The 19000-nt window shown below is 52.4% G+C and carries 18 protein-coding genes and 1 pseudogene; 9 read left to right on the top strand and 10 right to left on the bottom strand.

The genetic code is table 11. From position 1 onward, the window contains the following. The first annotated feature begins 2 nt into the window (after positions 1–2). Both EB241_RS07580 and EB241_RS07575 read left to right on the top strand, forming a co-directional pair. On the top strand, positions 3–941 hold the full coding sequence (locus EB241_RS07580; RefSeq protein ID WP_124232596.1) for a hypothetical protein: 939 nt from the start codon (positions 3–5) through the stop codon (positions 939–941). A 51-nt stretch (positions 942–992) separates the two neighbouring features. Then, entirely contained in the window at positions 993–2444 is a 1452-nt protein-coding gene (locus EB241_RS07575) for a serine/threonine protein kinase (protein ID WP_124232595.1), read from the top strand. Here the strand turns inward: EB241_RS07575 and EB241_RS07570 are convergent. Continuing rightward, the gene (locus EB241_RS07570; protein ID WP_124232594.1) at positions 2384–3106 is read right to left on the bottom strand and encodes a gamma-glutamylcyclotransferase; all 723 of its coding nucleotides are present in this window, start codon (positions 3104–3106) and stop codon (positions 2384–2386) included. The genes EB241_RS07575 and EB241_RS07570 overlap by 61 nt on opposite strands. Before the next feature lie 570 nt (positions 3107–3676). On the opposite strand from EB241_RS07570, the gene chaA reads away from it, so the two are divergent. Continuing rightward, positions 3677–4774 carry a sodium-potassium/proton antiporter ChaA gene (gene chaA / locus EB241_RS07565; protein ID WP_124232593.1) on the top strand — a complete coding sequence of 366 codons (1098 nt, stop codon included), beginning with the start codon at positions 3677–3679 and terminating at the stop codon, positions 4772–4774. A 56-nt stretch (positions 4775–4830) separates the two neighbouring features. Here the strand turns inward: chaA and EB241_RS07560 are convergent, their stop codons facing one another. From EB241_RS07560 to hemA, 6 genes are all read right to left on the bottom strand, one after another. Beyond that, positions 4831–5244, bottom strand: coding sequence for an META domain-containing protein (locus tag EB241_RS07560; protein WP_124232592.1), 414 nt, complete (start codon positions 5242–5244; stop codon positions 4831–4833). Positions 5245–5296: 52 nt separating this feature from the next. Continuing rightward, the gene (kdsA, locus tag EB241_RS07555) at positions 5297–6151 is read right to left on the bottom strand and encodes a 3-deoxy-8-phosphooctulonate synthase (protein WP_124232591.1); all 855 of its coding nucleotides are present in this window, start codon (positions 6149–6151) and stop codon (positions 5297–5299) included. A gap of 15 nt (positions 6152–6166) precedes the next feature. After that, positions 6167–6976: an invasion regulator SirB1 gene (sirB1, locus tag EB241_RS07550; RefSeq protein ID WP_124232590.1), complete on the bottom strand. Its 810-nt coding sequence runs from the start codon at positions 6974–6976 to the stop codon at positions 6167–6169. Positions 6977–7228: 252 nt separating this feature from the next. Further along, a complete protein-coding gene (gene prmC, locus EB241_RS07545; protein ID WP_124232589.1) occupies positions 7229–8056 on the bottom strand; it encodes a peptide chain release factor N(5)-glutamine methyltransferase in 828 nt (275 codons plus the stop codon). Next, positions 8056–9138 (bottom strand): peptide chain release factor 1, encoded by a 1083-nt coding sequence (gene prfA / locus EB241_RS07540; RefSeq protein WP_124232588.1) that lies wholly within the window; start codon positions 9136–9138, stop codon positions 8056–8058. The genes prmC and prfA overlap by 1 nt, the downstream gene beginning before the upstream one ends. Before the next feature lie 37 nt (positions 9139–9175). Continuing rightward, the gene (hemA, locus tag EB241_RS07535; RefSeq protein WP_124232788.1) at positions 9176–10432 is read right to left on the bottom strand and encodes a glutamyl-tRNA reductase; all 1257 of its coding nucleotides are present in this window, start codon (positions 10430–10432) and stop codon (positions 9176–9178) included. 226 nt (positions 10433–10658) lie between these two features. On the opposite strand from hemA, the gene lolB reads away from it, so the two are divergent. The 3 genes from lolB to prs all read left to right on the top strand — a co-directional run bounded on the left by lolB (position 10659) and on the right by prs (position 13261). Further along, entirely contained in the window at positions 10659–11282 is a 624-nt protein-coding gene (lolB, locus tag EB241_RS07530) for a lipoprotein insertase outer membrane protein LolB (protein WP_124232587.1), read from the top strand. Continuing rightward, entirely contained in the window at positions 11279–12184 is a 906-nt protein-coding gene (ispE, locus tag EB241_RS07525) for a 4-(cytidine 5'-diphospho)-2-C-methyl-D-erythritol kinase (RefSeq protein ID WP_124232586.1), read from the top strand. Before lolB ends, ispE begins: the two co-directional genes overlap by 4 nt. 129 nt (positions 12185–12313) lie before the next feature. Next, positions 12314–13261 carry a ribose-phosphate diphosphokinase gene (prs, locus tag EB241_RS07520; RefSeq protein ID WP_124232585.1) on the top strand — a complete coding sequence of 316 codons (948 nt, stop codon included), beginning with the start codon at positions 12314–12316 and terminating at the stop codon, positions 13259–13261. A 216-nt stretch (positions 13262–13477) separates the two neighbouring features. Here the strand turns inward: prs and ychH are convergent, their stop codons facing one another. Further along, positions 13478–13759 carry a stress-induced protein YchH gene (gene ychH, locus EB241_RS07515; RefSeq protein ID WP_124232584.1) on the bottom strand — a complete coding sequence of 94 codons (282 nt, stop codon included), beginning with the start codon at positions 13757–13759 and terminating at the stop codon, positions 13478–13480. Positions 13760–14012: 253 nt separating this feature from the next. Between ychH and pth the strand changes: the two genes are divergently transcribed. After that, positions 14013–14600 carry an aminoacyl-tRNA hydrolase gene (pth, locus tag EB241_RS07510; RefSeq protein ID WP_124232583.1) on the top strand — a complete coding sequence of 196 codons (588 nt, stop codon included), beginning with the start codon at positions 14013–14015 and terminating at the stop codon, positions 14598–14600. Between the two features lie 54 nt (positions 14601–14654). Here the strand turns inward: pth and EB241_RS07505 are convergent, their stop codons facing one another. Beyond that, positions 14655–15317: an EAL domain-containing protein gene (locus EB241_RS07505; RefSeq protein ID WP_124232582.1), complete on the bottom strand. Its 663-nt coding sequence runs from the start codon at positions 15315–15317 to the stop codon at positions 14655–14657. A 140-nt stretch (positions 15318–15457) separates the two neighbouring features. Further along, entirely contained in the window at positions 15458–16939 is a 1482-nt protein-coding gene (locus tag EB241_RS07500) for a SulP family inorganic anion transporter (protein ID WP_124232581.1), read from the bottom strand. 344 nt (positions 16940–17283) lie between these two features. Here EB241_RS07500 and ychF point away from each other — a divergent pair, with 344 nt between their 5' ends. Together ychF and EB241_RS07490 are read left to right on the top strand one after the other, a co-directional pair. Next, the gene (gene ychF / locus EB241_RS07495) at positions 17284–18375 is read left to right on the top strand and encodes a redox-regulated ATPase YchF (RefSeq protein WP_124232580.1); all 1092 of its coding nucleotides are present in this window, start codon (positions 17284–17286) and stop codon (positions 18373–18375) included. A gap of 214 nt (positions 18376–18589) precedes the next feature. Continuing rightward, positions 18590–18876, top strand: a pseudogene (locus tag EB241_RS07490) (Arm DNA-binding domain-containing protein); the annotation flags it as partial. Positions 18877–19000 lie beyond the last annotated feature (124 nt).

The raw sequence follows: 19000 nt of genomic DNA, 5'->3' as shown, positions 1-19000 counted from the left end.
CTATGAAATTTGGGTTGCCTGTCACTGCCACACTGTTGATAGCGACTGCCGTACAGGCGGAGGATTATCGCGTGGTTTACTCCCCCAGCATGGAGCTGGAGGTGTTTATCGATAATGTGCCAAGCAGTGCTCCGCGCGACTGGTGTAAGGAAAACATCCAGTTACGCATCGTCTCTGGCAATAACATGGAATCCAACATACTGAACAGCTTTCTGCCACGCGTGGGCACATTACTGCAAAATCAGTGTGGCAAACTTGAAGAAATGCCCTGGCAGATGACCAACGATAAGGGGGCGGTAGTGGCTACTGGTACGGCAGCGAAAGAGCAGAGCTGGCGGCCTGTTGTAATTGCAGATGCCAGCGAAGCAGCTAACATCACGCCCGGTGCGGCACAACCTGCCAGTCGGGCGCCATTACCGCGTTTCACCCTTCCGACAGGCTGTTACTTTCGTACCTCATGGGAGGGAAATGGCAAAGCACTTTTTATTCCTGAAGACAAAAATCTCGCCTGCTCATCCGGCGGCTGGCTTGAAGGCAAGAGCGTGCTGACACTCTCCGTGAAAGGTAAAAATCAACAGGTTCCCGTGCAATTTTATCAGGGGTTCCCTTTACGTAAGGTGCATCCGGCGCCGGAAGAGTTGAACATTGTCTCGGCAAATAATCAGCGTCTTATCGTCAGCAAAAAGGCCATACCGGACTCCTGGCTGGTACTGATATTTGACCCTGTGTTGCATGTCTGGTCATTTGAGGGATCGCTGCTGCTCAAGATGAAGCGGTCTGAGGCTGACGATCCCCTCCTGCTGAAACAGCGGGTGGCGTCGGTACTTCACGCATGGAATTCAGTGGTGGATCAGCAAATAAAGATAAATGTGCTGCTGGTTGATGGCCCGCATGTCGGTCTGGCTGACCCAACCATTGGTGCCTGGCGCACCGTTAACTGATCTGCTTATTACCGGATAATCCAGGGCATCAGCTCTCAGAGAGTGCTTACTATGTCGGCAAACGATAAAACAAAAAATGTATCCGCTGCACTTCCGGCGGGACACCGTTTCAATGAATTTGAAATAAAAGAGGTCATTGGAGGAGGAGGCTTTGGCATTGTTTATCGTGCCTGGGATCATCTTCTTGAGCGGACTATTGCTATCAAAGAATACTTTCCCGTCTCGCTGGCTACCCGCCACGATCATCAGAATATCGTCATACGTGGGGAGCGCTGTCAGAAACTGTTTAACGCGGGGCTCAACAGTTTTATCCACGAAGCAAGGCTGCTGGCGCGCTTTAATCACCCGGGACTGCTGCACGTTCTGCGTTTCTGGGAAGAGAACGGCACAGCCTATATGGGCACGCTCTACTACAGCGGTATGACGCTTAAAGAGTGGCAACACAACAGCCCGGAGACGCTGACCGATGCCTGGATACGTCAGCTGTTACCCCCTCTGTTCGGGGCCATTAACACCATCCACCAGGCAGGTTATCTGCACCGGGATATCTCTCTGGATAATATTCAGATTCAGGACAATCAGTTGCCGGTGCTACTTGATTTCGGTTCAGCCCGTAAGGAGATAGGTAACCTTTCTGATGAAACCGAAATCATGCTCAAACCGGGCTATGCGCCGATTGAGCAGTATAGCGAAGACAGCAATAACGATCAGGGACCCTGGACAGATATCTACGCGCTGGGTGCCGTAATGCACACGCTGGTCATGGGGTCACCGCCGCCGGTCAGCGTGGTACGCTGCATTGAGGATCGCTACCAGCCGCTGACCCTGTTACGTCCACCGGGTTTCTCACTCCCCCTGTTAAACGCCATCGATCGTTCGCTGGCCATGAAACCACAGGATCGCCCGCAGAGCATTGATGAGCTGGCGTCGCTAATAGAACTTTCCGTCGGCACGGTAGAGGAGCTGGTCGCCACCGCCACTCCTCTCCTGGGACCTGGCGCTGAACCACCGTCGTTTGCTGAACCTGAGGGGGTCACCCCCACCGGGACGGATGCGAAAATGGAAACTGTCACCACCAGGCCAGTACACCACATCTCAAAAAAGATGGCCGTCACTGGCGTAACGGCGCTACTGGGCGTGATCATAGCGCTGGCGACAGTGTTGATGAACCGCAATGATGCGCCCGCTAAGGGGCAGGAGGTGGGCGAAATCTCGCAGGAGAACGGCTCCTCGCAGCCCTCCTTTTCAGGTGCGGACACCCGAACTCTGATGGCAAGGGTGTACCTGAAAATGAGTAACACTGAACGGTTAACCGTGGATGGTAAACCTGTGGATGTGAAGCCGGACATCAACGGTTTTGCTTCACTTAACCTTTCAGCAGGCAGCTATAAAATTGAGTTGCAAAGCGCTAACGCAGTGCGATGGCAACAGCTGGAGGTAAGTCATGTGGGCACATGGTTAATTGATCCACAGCAGGTCATTTCCCGACCTGCCAGCCCATGATCACTGCATTGCTGTAGCTCCCGTACTCGCTCCACTAAATCGGTGAGGCAATCATCATACAGGCCGCGTTTTTGCAGTTCATGCTCCAGTGAATAAAGGTACTGGGCGTTGGTTCCCAACGGTCCGCTGGCCTGAGCAATCAGCGGGGCGATAGTTTTTGGACAGGAGTCGGTTTCATACAGCGGATGACATGCATTCGTAACAAAAGCGAGTGCCGTCACATGACGGCCATCTGCCAGTTCCAGCTCACACCAGGTCGGAAGATAGCATCCGGTAAGCATTTCACGCTTCCACAGTAACTCCAGGTCTTCCTGTACCTGCGCTTCGGATAGCCGAAATGCCAGTCCGGTGGTACTTCCTCCCTCTTTCAGCGCCAGCATCCTGCCGGGATGAGTCACACTTCCTCGTCCGGCTGTCAGCCGCAGACAAAATGCCCGATGCCAGCCCTGTAAAGTCCCCACGGCCACATCGTCAGATTCAAATACCGGATTCCACATCAGTGAACCATACCCGAAAATCCATACCGGACTCCTGTCCGGGCGACGCGCCAGAACGTTAGCAAGCGAGGCTGCCCGCTGTTCACAGGTCCATAAGAGGGATTCCTCAACGTCACCAAAAGCCGTACGGCAATCTGCTTTTTTCAGGAAATCTCTTGTTAACACAGAACCTCCTCTGCCACTTCACGTTTCCCGGTAAAACCTGCATGGCAGTTCCTGAATAATGATTACCAGGAAACGCCTTATTTCAATGTCGGTTATGACCATAAGCCATTTCAGACTGGGCAATCAAGTTTGATGCACATCACAAAAGAAAAAATATTCCTTATGCCGGTTATCGGCAGTGCCAGATAAAACTTAACGGCGGAGAAAAAAAACAGCACATTGATTTTTCACATACTTTTATAGCTCCTGATAAAATATGTGGTTAAGATGCTTTTTTTAGCCAAAAAAACCACCACAACGAGGCTTTAATTACATTTCTGCACGCTGAAAAATATTAAATTAACACTTTAAAATCATAATGATGAAAAAGATAATTGGAATATAAGGCGCAAAAAAACAAAAACAAGCTATTACAGCAAAAAAGAGTAAATATCAAAATTATTCATTAATGGTTCAATACACTGTAACTTGTGTGATAATGCCTGAGCAAATCAATGACAATATGTCGTCTGTTAATACTAAACAGACGGATCTCAGGCCCTGACTCACTAAAGTAAGGAGACGATACCCTTGGCTGAATTAGATAGTACAAAAACCCGTCATAAAGAGACGTCGCTGCTGCTGACGGTCGCTGCACTGGTTATTTTAGGGTTTTGGGGACAAAGTAGTTCCATGCCGGTGATCATCGGCATCAATCTTATCGCGTTGGTGGCGATACTTTTCAGTGCCTTCAGCGTGGTACGCCATGCTGACGTGTTGGCACATCGTCTGGGGGAACCTTATGGCTCCCTGATCCTTAGCCTGTCGGTGGTTATCCTTGAAGTCAGCCTGATTTCAGCCCTGATGGCCACTGGTGATGCGGCACCGGCGCTGATGCGCGATACGCTCTATTCGATCATTATGATTGTCACCTGCGGCCTGGTGGGATTTGCCCTGCTGTTGGGTGGCCGTAAATTCGCCACGCAGTTTGTCAACCTCGTTGGGGTAAAACAGTATCTGATTGCGCTGTTTCCACTTGGGATCCTGGTTCTGGTGTTCCCGAATGCGTTGCCCGGTGGCGACTTCAGTGTCGGCCAGGCACTGATTATCTCGGGTATCTCCGCCGCAATGTACGGCGTATTTCTGCTTATTCAAACCCGAACCCATCAAAGTCTGTTTGTTTATCAGCATGAAGACGACAGTGACGATGGCGATCCACATCACGGGAAACCGTCAGATCATTCCAGCCGCTGGCACAGCGTATGGCTGGTGGTCCATCTGATCGCGGTTATCGCCGTCACCAAAACCGATGCGCCCCCGCTGGAAATGCTGCTGGAACAGCTTAATGCCCCGGAAGGATTTGTCGGCTTTCTGGTGGCCCTGCTGATCCTCTCTCCTGAAGGTCTGGGGGCGATCAAAGCCGTTCTGGCTAATCAGGTACAACGGGCGATGAATCTTTTTTTTGGTTCGGTGCTGGCCACCATATCGCTGACCGTACCGGCAGTGACAATCATCGCCACCCTGACCGGACAGCGATTGATTTTCGGACTTGATGCACCGCAAATGGTAATGATGGTGGCGGCCCTTTTACTGTGTCAGATTTCATTCTCCACTGGCCGTACAAACGTACTCAATGGAGCCGCGCATCTGGCCCTGTTTGCCGGTTATCTGATCACCGTCATGCTGTAAAAAAACGGCCCCGTTGCATTTAGCACTCGGGGCCGTTTCTGAACAAACCATACCGGTTAATTATCTCTCACGTATACCAGCGAATGCCCCGATCCCTCCAGGGTCAGCGTGTTCCGATCCTGGTGCAGTGTGGCACCCGCCACCAGCATTTTCCCGATAATCGCTTCCCACTGATTCAGTTCTGGGTCGATACACAGCATTCGGGTGGAAGCCATCTGGGGCACACTGAGAACCCCGTGTTCCAGCTTACCCTGACCGAAGAAACGATTGCACATCACGCCACTGACATGCATATCCTGCGAAAAGCTGATACCTGGCTTCATTCCGGCGGGAGACGTCACCACCTTACCATCGACGCTTTTCAGAATATAATTATGATCGGTCAGCGGATTATTGCCGGCGTTCCCCGATAAGGCTCCACAGCCCGAAAGCAGTATTGCCGCCAGTATCACCATGCCCTTTTTCTTCATTCGTTCACTCCATGTAAAAAAGCTGGCATCACGGGCCAGCTCTCAGTGCGAGTCAGTTATCGGTATTCAGCTCCGGGAAATTCTTCACCAGATCGTCAATTGCTTTCATCTGTTTGAGGAAAGGCTCAAGCTTATCCAGTGGCAATGCTGAAGGGCCGTCGCACATTGCGTGGGCCGGGTCCGGGTGCGCCTCAATAAACAGACCAGCCAGGCCCACCGCCATACCCGCACGGGCCAGTTCGGTCACCTGTCCACGACGGCCACCGGATGCAGAGCCGAACGGATCGCGGCATTGCAACGCATGGGTCACGTCGAAAATGACCGGGCTACCGTTTGAAACCTGCTTCATCACGTTGAAGCCCAGCATATCAACCACCAGATTGTCGTAACCGAAATTGGCGCCGCGATCGCACAGGATCACCTTCTCATTACCCCCTTCAGCGAATTTTTCGACAATGTTCCCCATCTGACCGGGGCTGACAAACTGGGGTTTCTTAACGTTGATTACCGCACCGGTTTTCGCCATCGCCTCAACCAGATCGGTCTGACGGGCAAGAAATGCAGGTAGCTGGATCACATCCACCACCTCAGATACCGGCTGCGCCTGAGTGGCCTCATGCACATCAGTAATGACCTTCACACCAAATGTTTGCTTCAGTTCCTGAAAGATTTTCATCCCTTCTTCCAGCCCCGGACCACGATAAGAACGTATTGAGGAACGATTGGCCTTATCAAACGACGCTTTAAACACGTAAGGGATACCCAGCTTGCCAGTCACGGTTACATAGTGTTCGCAGATGCGCATCGCCAAATCGCGCGATTCCAGCACGTTCATACCGCCAAACAGTACAAACGGCAGATCGTTTGCCACCTGTATATCACCAATGTTTACCACTTTTTGTTTCATGTCATCGCCTTATATTCAGTGCAGCGTAATCTGTTTTTGTTCAATAGAATGGATCTGTATCTTGATCATTTCACTGATCGGATCTTCCGGGCAGTGCTCAACAAAATAGTTCAGATCGCTGAGTGCCACATGTTCACAATCAAGCTGGGCAAAAATCAGCCCCCGGTCACGAATTTCATACGGATCTTCCGGGTCCATATTCACCAGTAGCTGGCTGACCTGAAGGGCAAGCTCCATCTGCTTTTCATCCATCAACGCGGCTTTCAGCGTGTCGAGCATTTTACTCAGAACCTGCTGCGGTGCAGCTTCCAGCAAATCATCTTCATACAGCTCCGCCACCGGGCCAATGTTTCCTTTCAGCCACACTTCCAGCGTATGCTCGTCCAGCGTGTCGCCATTAAAAGGGTTAATCAGCCACATCTCCTCATCCAGCCAGTCTGCCCTGAGTATCAACTGTGTTGGAAAAATCACCGGCATCAGCGGTAACGAGAGCTGCTCGGCAATGTGCAGGAAAATTATCCCCAGTGATACCGCCGTACCCTGCCGCGAATTCAGGACCTTATCCAGCCATAGCGTATCAGAAAGACGGTAAACACCGCTGGCACCACCAAATCCCCACTGTGTCCAGAACAGCTCGATCAGTTGTTCGAGCTGCAAATCCTGCTCAAGATCTTGCGGGATAGCAGCGCGAGCTTCGCACACCAGTGCCGCCAGCTGCCGGGTGACCTCTTCGGCAGAAAAATCCGCGCGAATAGCCTGCGTCGCGGCTATCACGCCCTCGCACAGCGGTGCCACTGTGAAATCTGTTGTTACTCTCGACGTCATACATTCCCCAACAATGACATTTTGGTGGTGGCCAGGTAAGAACCAGCGCCAGTATGGCAGGTACGGACACAAACACATTCCCACTCCCTGAGTTCGCACCACTGGCCGCCCCCCTGGGTAATAAACCCCGGAGCGGCAGAGATAATAACGCCAAATGGCTTTTCAGTCAGCCTGGCTCCTGTCGTCAAAAGGGATAAAAGCAGGAGACCTGTGTTTACCGGGCTGTGGCTGTCACCAGTGGCCTCTCTCTGGCTACGGTTTCTGAGCAAAGGTTACCCGCTCATTACCGCCATAATCCTGGCAGGTTGCTACGCGAAAAAACCTGTTCTCGTTCAATATTTGGCGCACTTGCGGTGCCTGCTGCCAGCCATGTTCCAAAAACAACCAGCCGCCGGATAGCAAATGCTCAGCCGCCGTTGAAGCTATATGGCGAATATCAGCCAGACCATTATCTGCCGAAATCAACGCGCTGGCAGGTTCAAAACGCACATCGCCCAACGCGAGATGTCTGTCAGCGGCATCAATATAAGGTGGATTACTGACGATCATATCGAACTGCTCACCGGCCAGCGCGCTGAACCAGTTACTGAGGTAAAACGACGCATTGCTTATCGCCAGATGATGTGCATTTTGCCGTGCCAGTTCCACCGCCGCCGCAATGCGGTCCACGCCGGTCACCGTGCAGTCTGGTCGTTCGCTGGCCAGCGCCAGCGCTATCGCCCCACTGCCTGTCCCCAGATCGAGAACCTTTGCGTCTGCGGGCAAATGCAACAGCGCCTGCTCAACGAGTAATTCGGTGTCGGGACGGGGGATCAGGGTGGCAGGAGACACGGCAAGAGACAGCGACCAGAATTCGCGTTCACCGGTAAGGTAAGCGATCGGTTCCCCGCCGGCGCGACGGGCCAGCAAAGCAGACAGCTGTGCCAAATTTTCCACGCTGAGAAAGGTATCGTCAAAGGCAACCAGCCAGCTGCGGGATTGGCCGGTAACAAAACTCAGCAGGATTTCTGCGTCACGTTTCGGCGTGTCGCTCCCGTCGAGCTGAACAATCGCGGCCCGCAGCCACTGGCGTATCTGCATTACTCCTGCCCGGACAGCGCCGCCAGCTGATCCGCCTGATGTTCCTGTACCACCGGTTCAATCAACGTATCCAGCTTGCCTTGCATCACCTCATCCAGACGGTAGACGGTCAGATTAATACGGTGATCGGTAATACGTCCCTGAGGGTAATTGTAGGTGCGGTTACGGTCGGAACGATCGCCACTGCCCAGCAGGTTGCGACGCGTCGAAGCTTCCTCCTGCTGACGGCGGGACATCTCCTCCGCACGAATGCGCGACCCCAGCACCGACAACGCTTTGGCTTTATTTTTGTGCTGAGAGCGTTCGTCCTGGCACTCCACCACAATGCCGGTAGGCAGGTGGGTAATACGGATAGCTGAATCAGTGGTGTTAACGTGCTGACCACCCGCGCCAGAGGAGCGGAAGGTATCAATTTTCAGGTCGACAGGATTGATATCCGGTAATTCCGCTTCGGGGACTTCGGGCATTACCGCAACCGTACAGGCCGAGGTATGGATACGCCCCTGCGATTCGGTTTCCGGTACACGCTGCACGCGATGCCCACCTGATTCGAACTTAAGGCGACCATAAGCACCCTCTCCGGCCACTTTGGCAATCACCTCTTTGTAACCGCCATGCTCGCCATCGTTAGCGCTCATCACTTCCACCTTCCAGCGGCGCGATTCCGCATAGCGACAGTACATGCGAAACAGATCGCCGGCGAAAATGGCGGCCTCGTCACCGCCCGTCCCGGCACGCACTTCAAGGTAACAGTTACGTTCATCATCGGGATCTTTCGGTAGCAACAGGATCTCCAGTTCCTTCTCCAGAGTGTGGCTAGCTTCGCGCGCGGTGTTAAGTTCTTCCTGCGCCATCTCACGCATCTCACTGTCGCCCAGCATCTCTTCTGCGGTAGCGATATCGTCCTGTGCCTGCTGCCACCGCTGAAAGCAACGGCTGACATCGGTCAGTTGAGCATACTCGCGCGACAGAGCACGAAAACGGTCCTGATCGGCAATCACGCCCGCATCGCCCAGCATCGCCTCGACTTCTTCATGACGTTCCTGCAAGGCTTCCAGTTTGGCAACAATAGAAGGCTTCATTAATAATTTCTTACCTTATAATTCCTGAGAGAAAACGCTAATCCAGTCCGAGACTGTCACGTAAAATTTGCAAACGTTCAGCATCCCCGTCACGGGCAGCCTGCTGAAGCGATTTTGTCGGGGCGTGGATCAAACGGTTGGTCAGTCTGTGGGCCATATCACGTAACACGGTCTGGGGATCGTCGCCCTGCTGCAGCGCCGCCAGCGCACGAGCCTCCAGCTCCTTTCGCACCTGATCTGCCTGCGATCGATAGTCACGGATGGTGTCGACCGCGCTTTGGGCCCGCAGCCATGACATAAATTCACTGCTTTCCTGCACAACGATACTTTCCGCCTGCACCGCCGCCGCTTTACGCTGGGCCATATTGCTTTCGATGATCACCTGCAAATCGTCCACGCTGTAAAGATAAGCATTAGCCAGCTTACCCACTTCCGGCTCCACATCGCGTGGCACGGCGATATCCACCAGCAGCATCGGCTGATTGCGGCGTTTTTTCAGCGCCCGCTCCACCATTCCCTTACCGATGATCGGTAGCGGACTGGCCGTGGAACTGATAATGATGTCGGCTTCCGCCAGACGATCGTCAATGTCAGCAAGGCCAATGACCTCAGCGCCCACCTCATCCGCCAGTCGCTGAGCACGGCTGTGAGTACGGTTGGCAATCATAATCCTGTGAACACGGTGCTCGCGCAGATGGCGGGCTACCAGCTCAATGGTTTCACCCGCGCCGACCAACAGCACGTTTACCGTCGACAGGGATTCGAAGATTTTTCTTGCCAGCGTACAGGCGGCAAAGGCAACCGACACGGCACTGGCTCCGATATCCGTTTCCGTACGCACCCGCTTGGCCACCGAAAAGGACTTCTGAAACATTCTCTCCAGCTCGCTGGCCAGCGGCAGGCCACGGTGAGAATCTGCGAAAGCTTTTTTTACCTGCCCCAGGATCTGCGGCTCACCTAACACCAACGAGTCCAGCCCGCTGGCGACGCGCATAAGGTGGCTGACCGCCTCATTGTCATGATGCCAGTAAAGGCTTGCGCAAACTTCATCAGCACTGAGCTGATGATAATCACACAGCCATTGCACCAGTTGTTCCTGCAAATTTTCCTGCTGCTCAACACTTAAATACAATTCGGTCCGGTTACAGGTAGACAGCACCACACCGCCCTGCACCAGCGGCTGGGAGAGAAGGCTGTCCAGCGCCTGATCCAGTGCCTCAGGTGAGAACGCCACACGTTCTCGCAAAGCTACAGGTGCCGTTTTGTGATTAATTCCGAGAGCCAGCAACGTCATAGGAAGTGATTGGGGGTTATCCCACTGTTGATAGGGTTTTGTGCAGCGCATTCTACAAGATGCGCGGGATCAATAAAAGCCGTCCTTTATCGTTCGCTGCCACAGGATACCGCCATCCTCTGGCAAAAAAGACAAATTGAGCATTGACGTTATGCCGATGGGTCGCTAGCGTGAACGGTTATTTTTGGCATCTATTCCCGACCGGAGTCTGAGGAGCTGACCCTTTATGTTTATGCAGAAACCCCGCCTGATGCGGCTTCTCCCGCTTGCTGGCCTGTTGCTGGCAGCCTGTAGCATTAATAAACCCCAGGGTCCTGGGCAGAGCATTACCTCGCCACAGTGGCAGCACCACCAGCAGGCCGTACAAAAAATCGTCCAATATCAGACCCGTGGCGCTTTTGCCTATCTTTCTGATAGCCAGAAAGTCTACGCACGTTTCAACTGGCAGCAAACCGCGCCAGACCGCTATCGCTTATTGCTGACCAACCCGCTCGGCAGCACCGAACTGCAACTGGACGCCCAGGGTAGCGTGGTGCAGATTGTTGACAATAAAGGCAAACGCTATGTCAGCAATGATGCCGAAAAAATGATCGCCCAGCTCACCGGGATGGCGATCCCACTTAACAACCTTCGCCAGTGGATGATGGGCCTGCCAGGTGATGCCACGGATTATTCGCTGGATGAACAGTATCGCCTGCGTGAAGTCCACTACAGCCGCAACAATCAGCAATGGACGGTGAACTATCTGAGCTATGACACCAGGCAGGACCCCACTCTGCCCGCCAGTCTTGAACTGCACGAAGGCAGTCAGCGCATTAAACTGAAAATGGACGGTTGGACGGTTAAATGATTGCAGACCGCCTCACAGCAGGGTCATCGTCCATAACGTTACCGGCTCCCGCCAAGCTAAACCTGTTTCTTTACGTCACCGGAAAGCGGCCCGACGGCTACCATAATCTACAAACGTTATTTCAGTTTCTGGATTTTGGCGATGAGTTGACCTTCACGCCGGATAACAGCGGTGAAATCAGACTGTTGACCGCCATGGACGGCGTGCCGGAAGAACAAAATCTGATAGTCCGTGCTGCAAGGCTGCTGCGTGAACAGGCCCGGCTTCGCGGCACGTTGCCAGATCGGGCTGGCGTGAGTCTGGCGATCGCCAAAAACCTGCCGATGGGCGGTGGGCTGGGTGGAGGGTCATCCGATGCTGCCACGGTCCTTCTGGCGCTCAATTACTGCTGGAACACGGGTTTTACCCTCAGTGAGCTGGCTGCATTGGGCCTGAGACTGGGGGCCGATGTGCCGGTATTCGTGCACGGCTATGCGGCGGTTGCGGAAGGGGTTGGTGAACAACTGACCCCGGTAACCCCGGCTGAAAAGTGGTTTCTGGTGATCCATCCTGGGGTGCATATCCCCACTCCGTTGATCTTTAACGATCCCGAACTGACACGCAATACCCCATCACGGGAACTGACTGACTTATTACTCGCGGATTACCACAATGATTGTGAGCCAGTGGTAAGAAAACGTTTTCGTGAGGTTGAACAGCTTGTTTCCTGGCTGCTAGAATACGCGCCGTCACGCCTGACCGGGACTGGTGCTTGTGTGTTTGCCGAATTTGACACCGAGTGTGCTGCCCGTCAGGTGTATAAGCTTGTTCCGAGAAAGTGGCAGGCATTTGTCGCACGGGGCGTCAATGTGTCGCCTCTGCACCGTCACCTTTCGGGCCAAAGTAATAAAGAGCTGCTGTGACAGCCTCAACCTGTTCCAGATGTTGCACAGCACTCACAGATACATCCGTATGAACCAGTCAGCGGTATACCGCCCAGTGCTGCTGACCATGATGTTCATTCTCTGGACGCAAAGCCTGAGGTTCTTCTCGTGCCTGATATGAAGCTTTTTGCTGGTAACGCCACCCCGGAACTAGCACAACGTATTGCCAACCGACTCTATACCAGCCTGGGCGATGCCGCCGTTGGCCGATTCAGCGATGGTGAAGTAAGCGTACAAATTAATGAAAACGTGCGCGGTGGTGATATTTTCATCATCCAGTCCACCTGTGCCCCCACCAATGATAACCTGATGGAACTGGTGGTGATGGTGGATGCGCTACGCCGTGCTTCCGCTGGTCGTATCACTGCCGTCATCCCCTACTTTGGTTATGCCCGTCAGGACCGCCGCGTGCGTTCTGCCCGTGTCCCTATCACTGCCAAAGTGGTTGCCGATTTTCTCTCAAGCGTGGGCGTTGACCGTGTACTGACGGTTGATCTGCATGCAGAGCAGATTCAGGGCTTCTTTGACGTCCCGGTTGATAACGTTTTTGGCAGCCCGATCCTGTTGGAAGACATGTTACAGATTGGTCTGGAGAATCCGATTGTGGTTTCACCGGATATCGGCGGTGTGGTTCGCGCACGCGCTATCGCTAAACTGCTAAACGACACGGACATGGCGATTATCGACAAACGCCGCCCCCGTGCCAATGTTTCTCAGGTGATGCACATTATTGGTGACGTAGCAGGTCGGGACTGTGTTCTGGTCGATGATATGATCGACACAGGCGGCACGCTGTGCAAGGCGGCGGAAGCGCTTAAAGAGCGCGGCGCAAAACGGGTTTTCGCCTACGCAACGCATCCTATTTTCTCCGGTAATGCTGTGGAAAATCTGCGCCATTCAGTAATTGATGAAGTGGTAGTATGCGACACCATTCCGCTGCCGGAAGAGATTAAAGCACTGCCTAACGTACGTACTCTGACGCTCTCTGGCATGCTGGCAGAGGCCATTCGTCGCATCAGCAACGAAGAGTCTATCTCAGCAATGTTTGAGCATTAATAAACGCGGTCTGAGATCCGGCGGTAAGAAAAAGGGCGGACACTCCGTCCTTTTTTTTACCCACTCAGTACCACGTACTGCCAGCCTCGTTTTTGCATTTGAGTCTGAGAAACGCCGGACGCTTCTTTTTGCGGCTTACCGTGCGGATGAGCAGTTACCTTCGCTGAAATTTTTCTGAGGCCCTGGCGCTCCAGCAGTGAGCTGAATAAACGTCTGTCAGTGTTGAGGATGATTTGGCGTTCTGCGACAGCGTTTATCACCGTAATGGCGCACCCAATAATAACGATCGGTGATTTTTTCCCGCCCGCTGATACGTGCGCCTACCAGCCACATTAACGCCCCAACAAAAATACTGAAAATCGCGCCATGAACCATAAATTCAGGCAACTGTAGCTGAGGTAACTGGTTTAAAACCGCTAAGCCCACTCCAACAACCATTACCGCCAGCCCCAGCGCCATCAGCGCATTACCGGTTAAACAGACATGTTTACGTTTCATTTCGCCCCTCCAGACTGATTGTTAACCTGCTTTTCTGGCAATAATTTTAGGCAATAGTGGCCTGATCGGTTGCGGGTCAGATCACATTTACAGCGTATTTATTGACAATGATTTACATTCATTGCCCTGTGTGATTTACAGAAAATAGATTATCACCTGGCTGAACGAAGGTTTACTGCACACGGTTTTGAGTTCTGCTGACACTCTTAGTAAACTGACGCACCTCTTTAGCACTCTTCAGGAATACAGATAAGTGAGCAGCATCAAACTGATTGTGGGACTTGCCAATCCGGGGGCCGAGTATGCGGCAACCCGCCACAATGCTGGCGCGTGGTATGTTGATTTACTGGCAGAGCGCCATAATCAGCCGTTAAAAGAAGAGAGTAAATTCTATGGCTACACTGCCCGTCTGAACCTGGGCGGTGCAGATCTGCGGCTACTGGTTCCCACCACCTTTATGAATCTGAGCGGTAAATCGGTGGCTGCCATGGCAACGTTTTATCGTATTACCCCGGACGAGATTCTGGTGGCACATGATGAGCTGGATTTACCTCCGGGCGTGGCAAAATTCAAACAGGGAGGCGGGCACGGTGGTCACAACGGACTGAAAGACATCATCAGCAAACTGGGCAACAATCAGAATTTTCATCGCCTGCGTATTGGTATCGGGCACCCCGGTGACAGGAATAAAGTGGTGGGGTTTGTACTGGGTAAACCACCAGCCAGCGAGCAAACGCGTATCGATCAGGCCACGGATGAAGCAGTGCGATGTACAGAACTGTGGCTAAAGGAAGGCAGTGTGAAAGCAATCAACCGCCTGCACAGTTTTAAGGCGGAATAGTGCTTTTTTGTCAGGGCTGGCACTGATGGACATCACGCCGTCAGTGCCGGGATATCAGGGATGTTTTTGCGGGCTGATATCACTGAGGTCTGAAAACGGCACCACGGGCAAGTAGTATCCCTGTACGCCCCAGATTTTATTGTCTGCCAGCTTATCCAGTCCAAGGTTATTTTCAACCCCTTCCACAATCACCCGGTGGGTATACTGGCGAATATGCTTCATTAACACGTTAAAAAAGGGCTTCCCGACGTTCTTAAGATAAAACTGTCGATCCAGCTTCACCGCTTCAAACATTTTTGACTGAAGCGCGTTCAGATTAGCCGCACCGGCACCCAAATCGTCCAGCCACAAAACATTGAGCTGTTCAACCAGCGTGCGCAGAATGGGGTTATTGGGACCATCATGCAGATTGGGAAAATCCTCTGACAGTTTCAGCCGCACAAACGGCAAATGGCTGAGAATACGCTGGATAAGCACTGATTCAATAACCGCCTTCGCCAGCTGGAAATTGATCGTGACGCAGCACAGCAGGTTGTGCAGCCTGAAATAGTCAGCATATTGCTCAATGGTCAGCAGCTGATTCAGCAGCCGACTTTCCGCAATCTGCCCCATTTCCGGCACATGTTTCTTCAGCGGATAATTAATCTGTGTGAAATCAAGCGCGATCAATTCCCCGTTAAGGGTGTGGATCGGAACGCAAATTAAGTTATTTATCATGCTTCAAAGGCCAGTTTTCTGAGCATCCTGCCAGTGTTAAAAATCGTCGTACAGATAAACTTCAGCCGTTTGCTCTGTACCTAACCATCAGTACGACGATTTTTTATCTATATCGGCACTAATGTTCACGGCTTTAAGCATTAAGCCTTATCGGCGGCAACTTTGTAGTCAGGGTCATCCATGTCAAAGCTACAGAACGGGCCTGCCTGCTTTAACAGACTGACACAATCGCGGCTGAGATGGCGTAAACGCACGTTTTTTCCAGCCGCAAGGTAACGGGCCGTCAGTTTATCAATCGCCTCTACCCCGCTGGAGTCCATCACCCGCGTGCGGGCAAAATCAATTACCACGTTTTCCGGGTCATTCTCCGGGTGAAACAGCTCATGGAAGCTGGCGACAGAACCAAAAAATAGCGGCCCTTCCAGTCGGCAGATCTTTAGCCCCTCCCCCTCTTCCTGCGCAATCAGCGTAATGCGTGCATGTTGCCATGCAAAAACCAGCGCCGAAATAATCACCCCAAAGATCACCGCCATGGCAAGGTCGGTGAAGATAGTCACCACCGTTACGGCAATCATGATCACCGCATCCGATTTTGGCATTCGCTTCAGGCGGCTCAGTGAGGTCCATTCAAAGGTGTTGATACACACCACAAACATAATGCCTGCGAGTGCCGCCACGGGTAACAGAGCAATGTATTTTGACAGGCTGACTACAAAGAGGATCAGTAACACTGCCCCCACCAGATTTGAAAGACGACCACGACCACCGGAAGTAAAATTAATGATCGACTGACCAATCATTGCGCAACCGGCGAAGCTGCCGAAAAAACCACAAATCGTGTTGCCAATGCCCTGAGCCACACACTCTTTGTTACCATCGCCCTTCCCGCTGCCCATTTCGTCCAGTACCGCCAGCGTCAGCAAAGATTCTATCAGTCCCACCAGAGCGATAATCAGTGAATAAGGCAGCACAATTCTCAGTGTTTCCACGCTTAGCGGCGCATCAGGCAGGTGAAATACGGGCAGCGTGCCGGAAATATCCGCCAGATCGCCAACCCGTTTTGTATCCAGACCAAAGCCAATCGCAATGGCACTGATGGCAATCAGTGCCACCAGTGAGCCGGGTATCGCCCTGGTTAACTTTGGGAACAGCCAGACAATCAGCATCGCCAGGGCGACCAGTGCGTACATCACCGGTCCCTGATGTTTGATCATTGGGATTTGCGCCAGCGCGATCACAATAGCCAGCCCGTTAACAAAGCCATAAATCGCAGGCTGTGGTACCAGACGAATAAATTTACCCAGGCGAAAAACACCGATTACTATCTGGATAACACCGGCAAAAATGGTAGCCAGCAGCACATACTGATAACCGTGGCTCTGAATAAGACTGACCAGCACCACCACAATAGAGCCGGCCGCACCGGAGATCATTCCCGGTTTACCGCCAAACAACGCGGTAACCACGCCCAGAATAAAGGCGGTGTGCAGACCAATGCCAGGTGACAGTCCGGCCAACAGAGAAAAGGCGGTGGCTTCGGGGATCAGTGCCACAGAGACAACAGCACCAGCCAGCAGGTCATTTTTTACGCCGACAGCGCTGACGTTGCTCAGATTGAACATACTTACTTTCCGTTATTTATAATGATACAGATGACTTCGCGCTCTGCCAGAGAAAAAGCCGGGGCAGAACAGGCAGAAAGACAGGATAATCACAGAGAAGGAAACTCAGGGCATCAAAAGCAACAGGTGATGCATCGGTGGTAACTCCCTCAGTTGTCAAGTTGTGTCAGTATCCAGGAATGTGAAGCAGATCTCAACCTCAAACCCGGACGGTGACCGGAATTCCGCGCCATATAGCCACGGATAACGTGTATAATGCGCACAAACTTGCAGTGGCAACACTCTCAGACACATCAGAAAAATGCACAACTTTCTGATTATAAAGCGATTAAGGTGATTCAACTATGGGATTCAAATGCGGTATCGTGGGCCTGCCTAACGTCGGTAAATCCACCCTGTTCAATGCGTTGACCAAAGCGGGCATTGAAGCAGCTAATTTCCCGTTCTGTACCATTGAGCCGAATACCGGCGTGGTGCCAATGCCTGATTATCGTCTGGATAAGCTGGCAGAAATCGTCAAGCCACAGCGGATCCTGCCGACCACCATGGAGTTCGTCGATATCGCAGGCCTGGTGAAAGGCGCGTCCAAAGGTGAAGGTCTGGGCAACCAGTTCCTGACCAACATCCGTGAAACCGAAGCTATCGGCCACGTGGTGCGCTGCTTCGAGAACGACAACATCATTCACGTAAACAACAAAGTTGACCCGGCTGACGACATCGAGGTGATCAACACCGAGCTGGCGCTGTCTGACCTGGATACCTGCGAACGTGCGCTGCAGCGCGTGCAGAAACGCGCCAAAGGCGGCGATAAAGACGCCAAAGCCGAACAGGCCGCGCTGGAAAAATGTCTGCCACACCTGGAAAATGCCGGGATGCTGCGCTCGCTGAACCTGAGCGAAGAAGACAAAGCGGCAATCCGCTATCTGAGCTTCCTGACCCTGAAGCCAACCATGTATATCGCCAACGTTAACGAAGATGGTTTTGAAAATAATCCGTATCTGGATCAGGTCCGTGAGATTGCCGGGAAAGAAGGCTCCGTGGTGGTACCGGTATGTGCCGCAGTGGAATCCGATATCGCCGAACTGGAAGACGAAGATCGCGAAGAGTTTATGGCCGAGCTGGGCCTGGAAGAGCCAGGTCTGAATCGGGTTATTCGCGCCGGTTATGCCCTGTTAAACCTGCAAACTTATTTCACTGCGGGCGTGAAAGAGGTTCGTGCCTGGACCATTCCTGTCGGTGCCACCGCGCCGCAGGCCGCCGGTAAAATCCATACCGACTTCGAGAAAGGCTTTATCCGCGCCCAGACAATTGGCTTTGAAGACTACATCACCTACAAAGGTGAGCAAGGCGCGAAAGAAGCCGGCAAGATGCGTTCAGAAGGTAAGGACTATATCGTTAAAGATGGCGATGTGATGAACTTCCTGTTTAACGTCTAAATAAAATTTGTTGTCTCGTGAGGTTTCATTGAATCTCATAGAGTTATAAAAAACCTATAAAATCCACGCTATTGCGTGGGTTTTTCATTTCATACAGTCTCAACTCATCTCGCAACAACGCAGTCGAAAATGAGTATATGGATGAGTACGACATTCTTCCATCATCATTTTAAGTGAGTGCAATAACGGTATAATAAATAAACAAGGCCCCGTTATGCTCATTGATACGCATGCCGTACTGCCAGGCCAAAAGAAAAAACCTACCGACTTAACGACTTCAACGGTCTCTACCTACAGGTGAAGCCCAATGGCAAAAAGACATAGCGCTATCGGTTTAAACTCAACGGTAAATCCAGCATGTTTGCCTTGGGTGAATATCCGAGAGTGAAACTTGCAGCAGCCTGTGATAAATGCCAGCAGACACAAAAGCAAGTCGCGGATGGAGTCAGTCCGACACAGGCTCGCCAGTCAGATAAGATCCGCAAGGTCAATGACGCATCCATGTAGTGGTCAACTAAAACTGGCCACGGTTTTAGCGTTTTTCCAGAACAATCGCTCTGATTCATTCGGCGTCAGACCTCCATTATATTGATGAGGTCTGAGCTGGCTGTAATATCCCGTGATG

Origin of the sequence: Erwinia psidii (assembly GCF_003846135.1) — a bacterium.
Lineage (GTDB): Bacteria > Pseudomonadota > Gammaproteobacteria > Enterobacterales > Enterobacteriaceae > Erwinia > Erwinia psidii.
The sequence above is the reverse complement of the archived record's forward strand: the minus strand, read 5'-3'. Positions and strand labels throughout refer to the sequence as shown.

Coding starts and splice junctions, on each gene's coding strand:
- ychH (WP_124232584.1), bottom strand. CDS start 13,759: ATGAAACGTAAACATGTCTGTTTAACCGGTAATGCGCTGATGGCGCTG.
- EB241_RS07500 (WP_124232581.1), bottom strand. CDS start 16,939: ATGTTCAATCTGAGCAACGTCAGCGCTGTCGGCGTAAAAAATGACCTG.
- hemA (WP_124232788.1), bottom strand. CDS start 10,432: ATGACGTTGCTGGCTCTCGGAATTAATCACAAAACGGCACCTGTAGCT.
- prmC (WP_124232589.1), bottom strand. CDS start 8,056: ATGCAGATACGCCAGTGGCTGCGGGCCGCGATTGTTCAGCTCGACGGG.
- prfA (WP_124232588.1), bottom strand. CDS start 9,138: ATGAAGCCTTCTATTGTTGCCAAACTGGAAGCCTTGCAGGAACGTCAT.
- EB241_RS07580 (WP_124232596.1), top strand. CDS start 3: ATGAAATTTGGGTTGCCTGTCACTGCCACACTGTTGATAGCGACTGCC.
- sirB1 (WP_124232590.1), bottom strand. CDS start 6,976: ATGACGTCGAGAGTAACAACAGATTTCACAGTGGCACCGCTGTGCGAG.
- kdsA (WP_124232591.1), bottom strand. CDS start 6,151: ATGAAACAAAAAGTGGTAAACATTGGTGATATACAGGTGGCAAACGAT.
- EB241_RS07575 (WP_124232595.1), top strand. CDS start 993: ATGTCGGCAAACGATAAAACAAAAAATGTATCCGCTGCACTTCCGGCG.
- EB241_RS07560 (WP_124232592.1), bottom strand. CDS start 5,244: ATGAAGAAAAAGGGCATGGTGATACTGGCGGCAATACTGCTTTCGGGC.
- EB241_RS07505 (WP_124232582.1), bottom strand. CDS start 15,317: ATGATAAATAACTTAATTTGCGTTCCGATCCACACCCTTAACGGGGAA.
- lolB (WP_124232587.1), top strand. CDS start 10,659: ATGTTTATGCAGAAACCCCGCCTGATGCGGCTTCTCCCGCTTGCTGGC.
- ispE (WP_124232586.1), top strand. CDS start 11,279: ATGATTGCAGACCGCCTCACAGCAGGGTCATCGTCCATAACGTTACCG.
- ychF (WP_124232580.1), top strand. CDS start 17,284: ATGGGATTCAAATGCGGTATCGTGGGCCTGCCTAACGTCGGTAAATCC.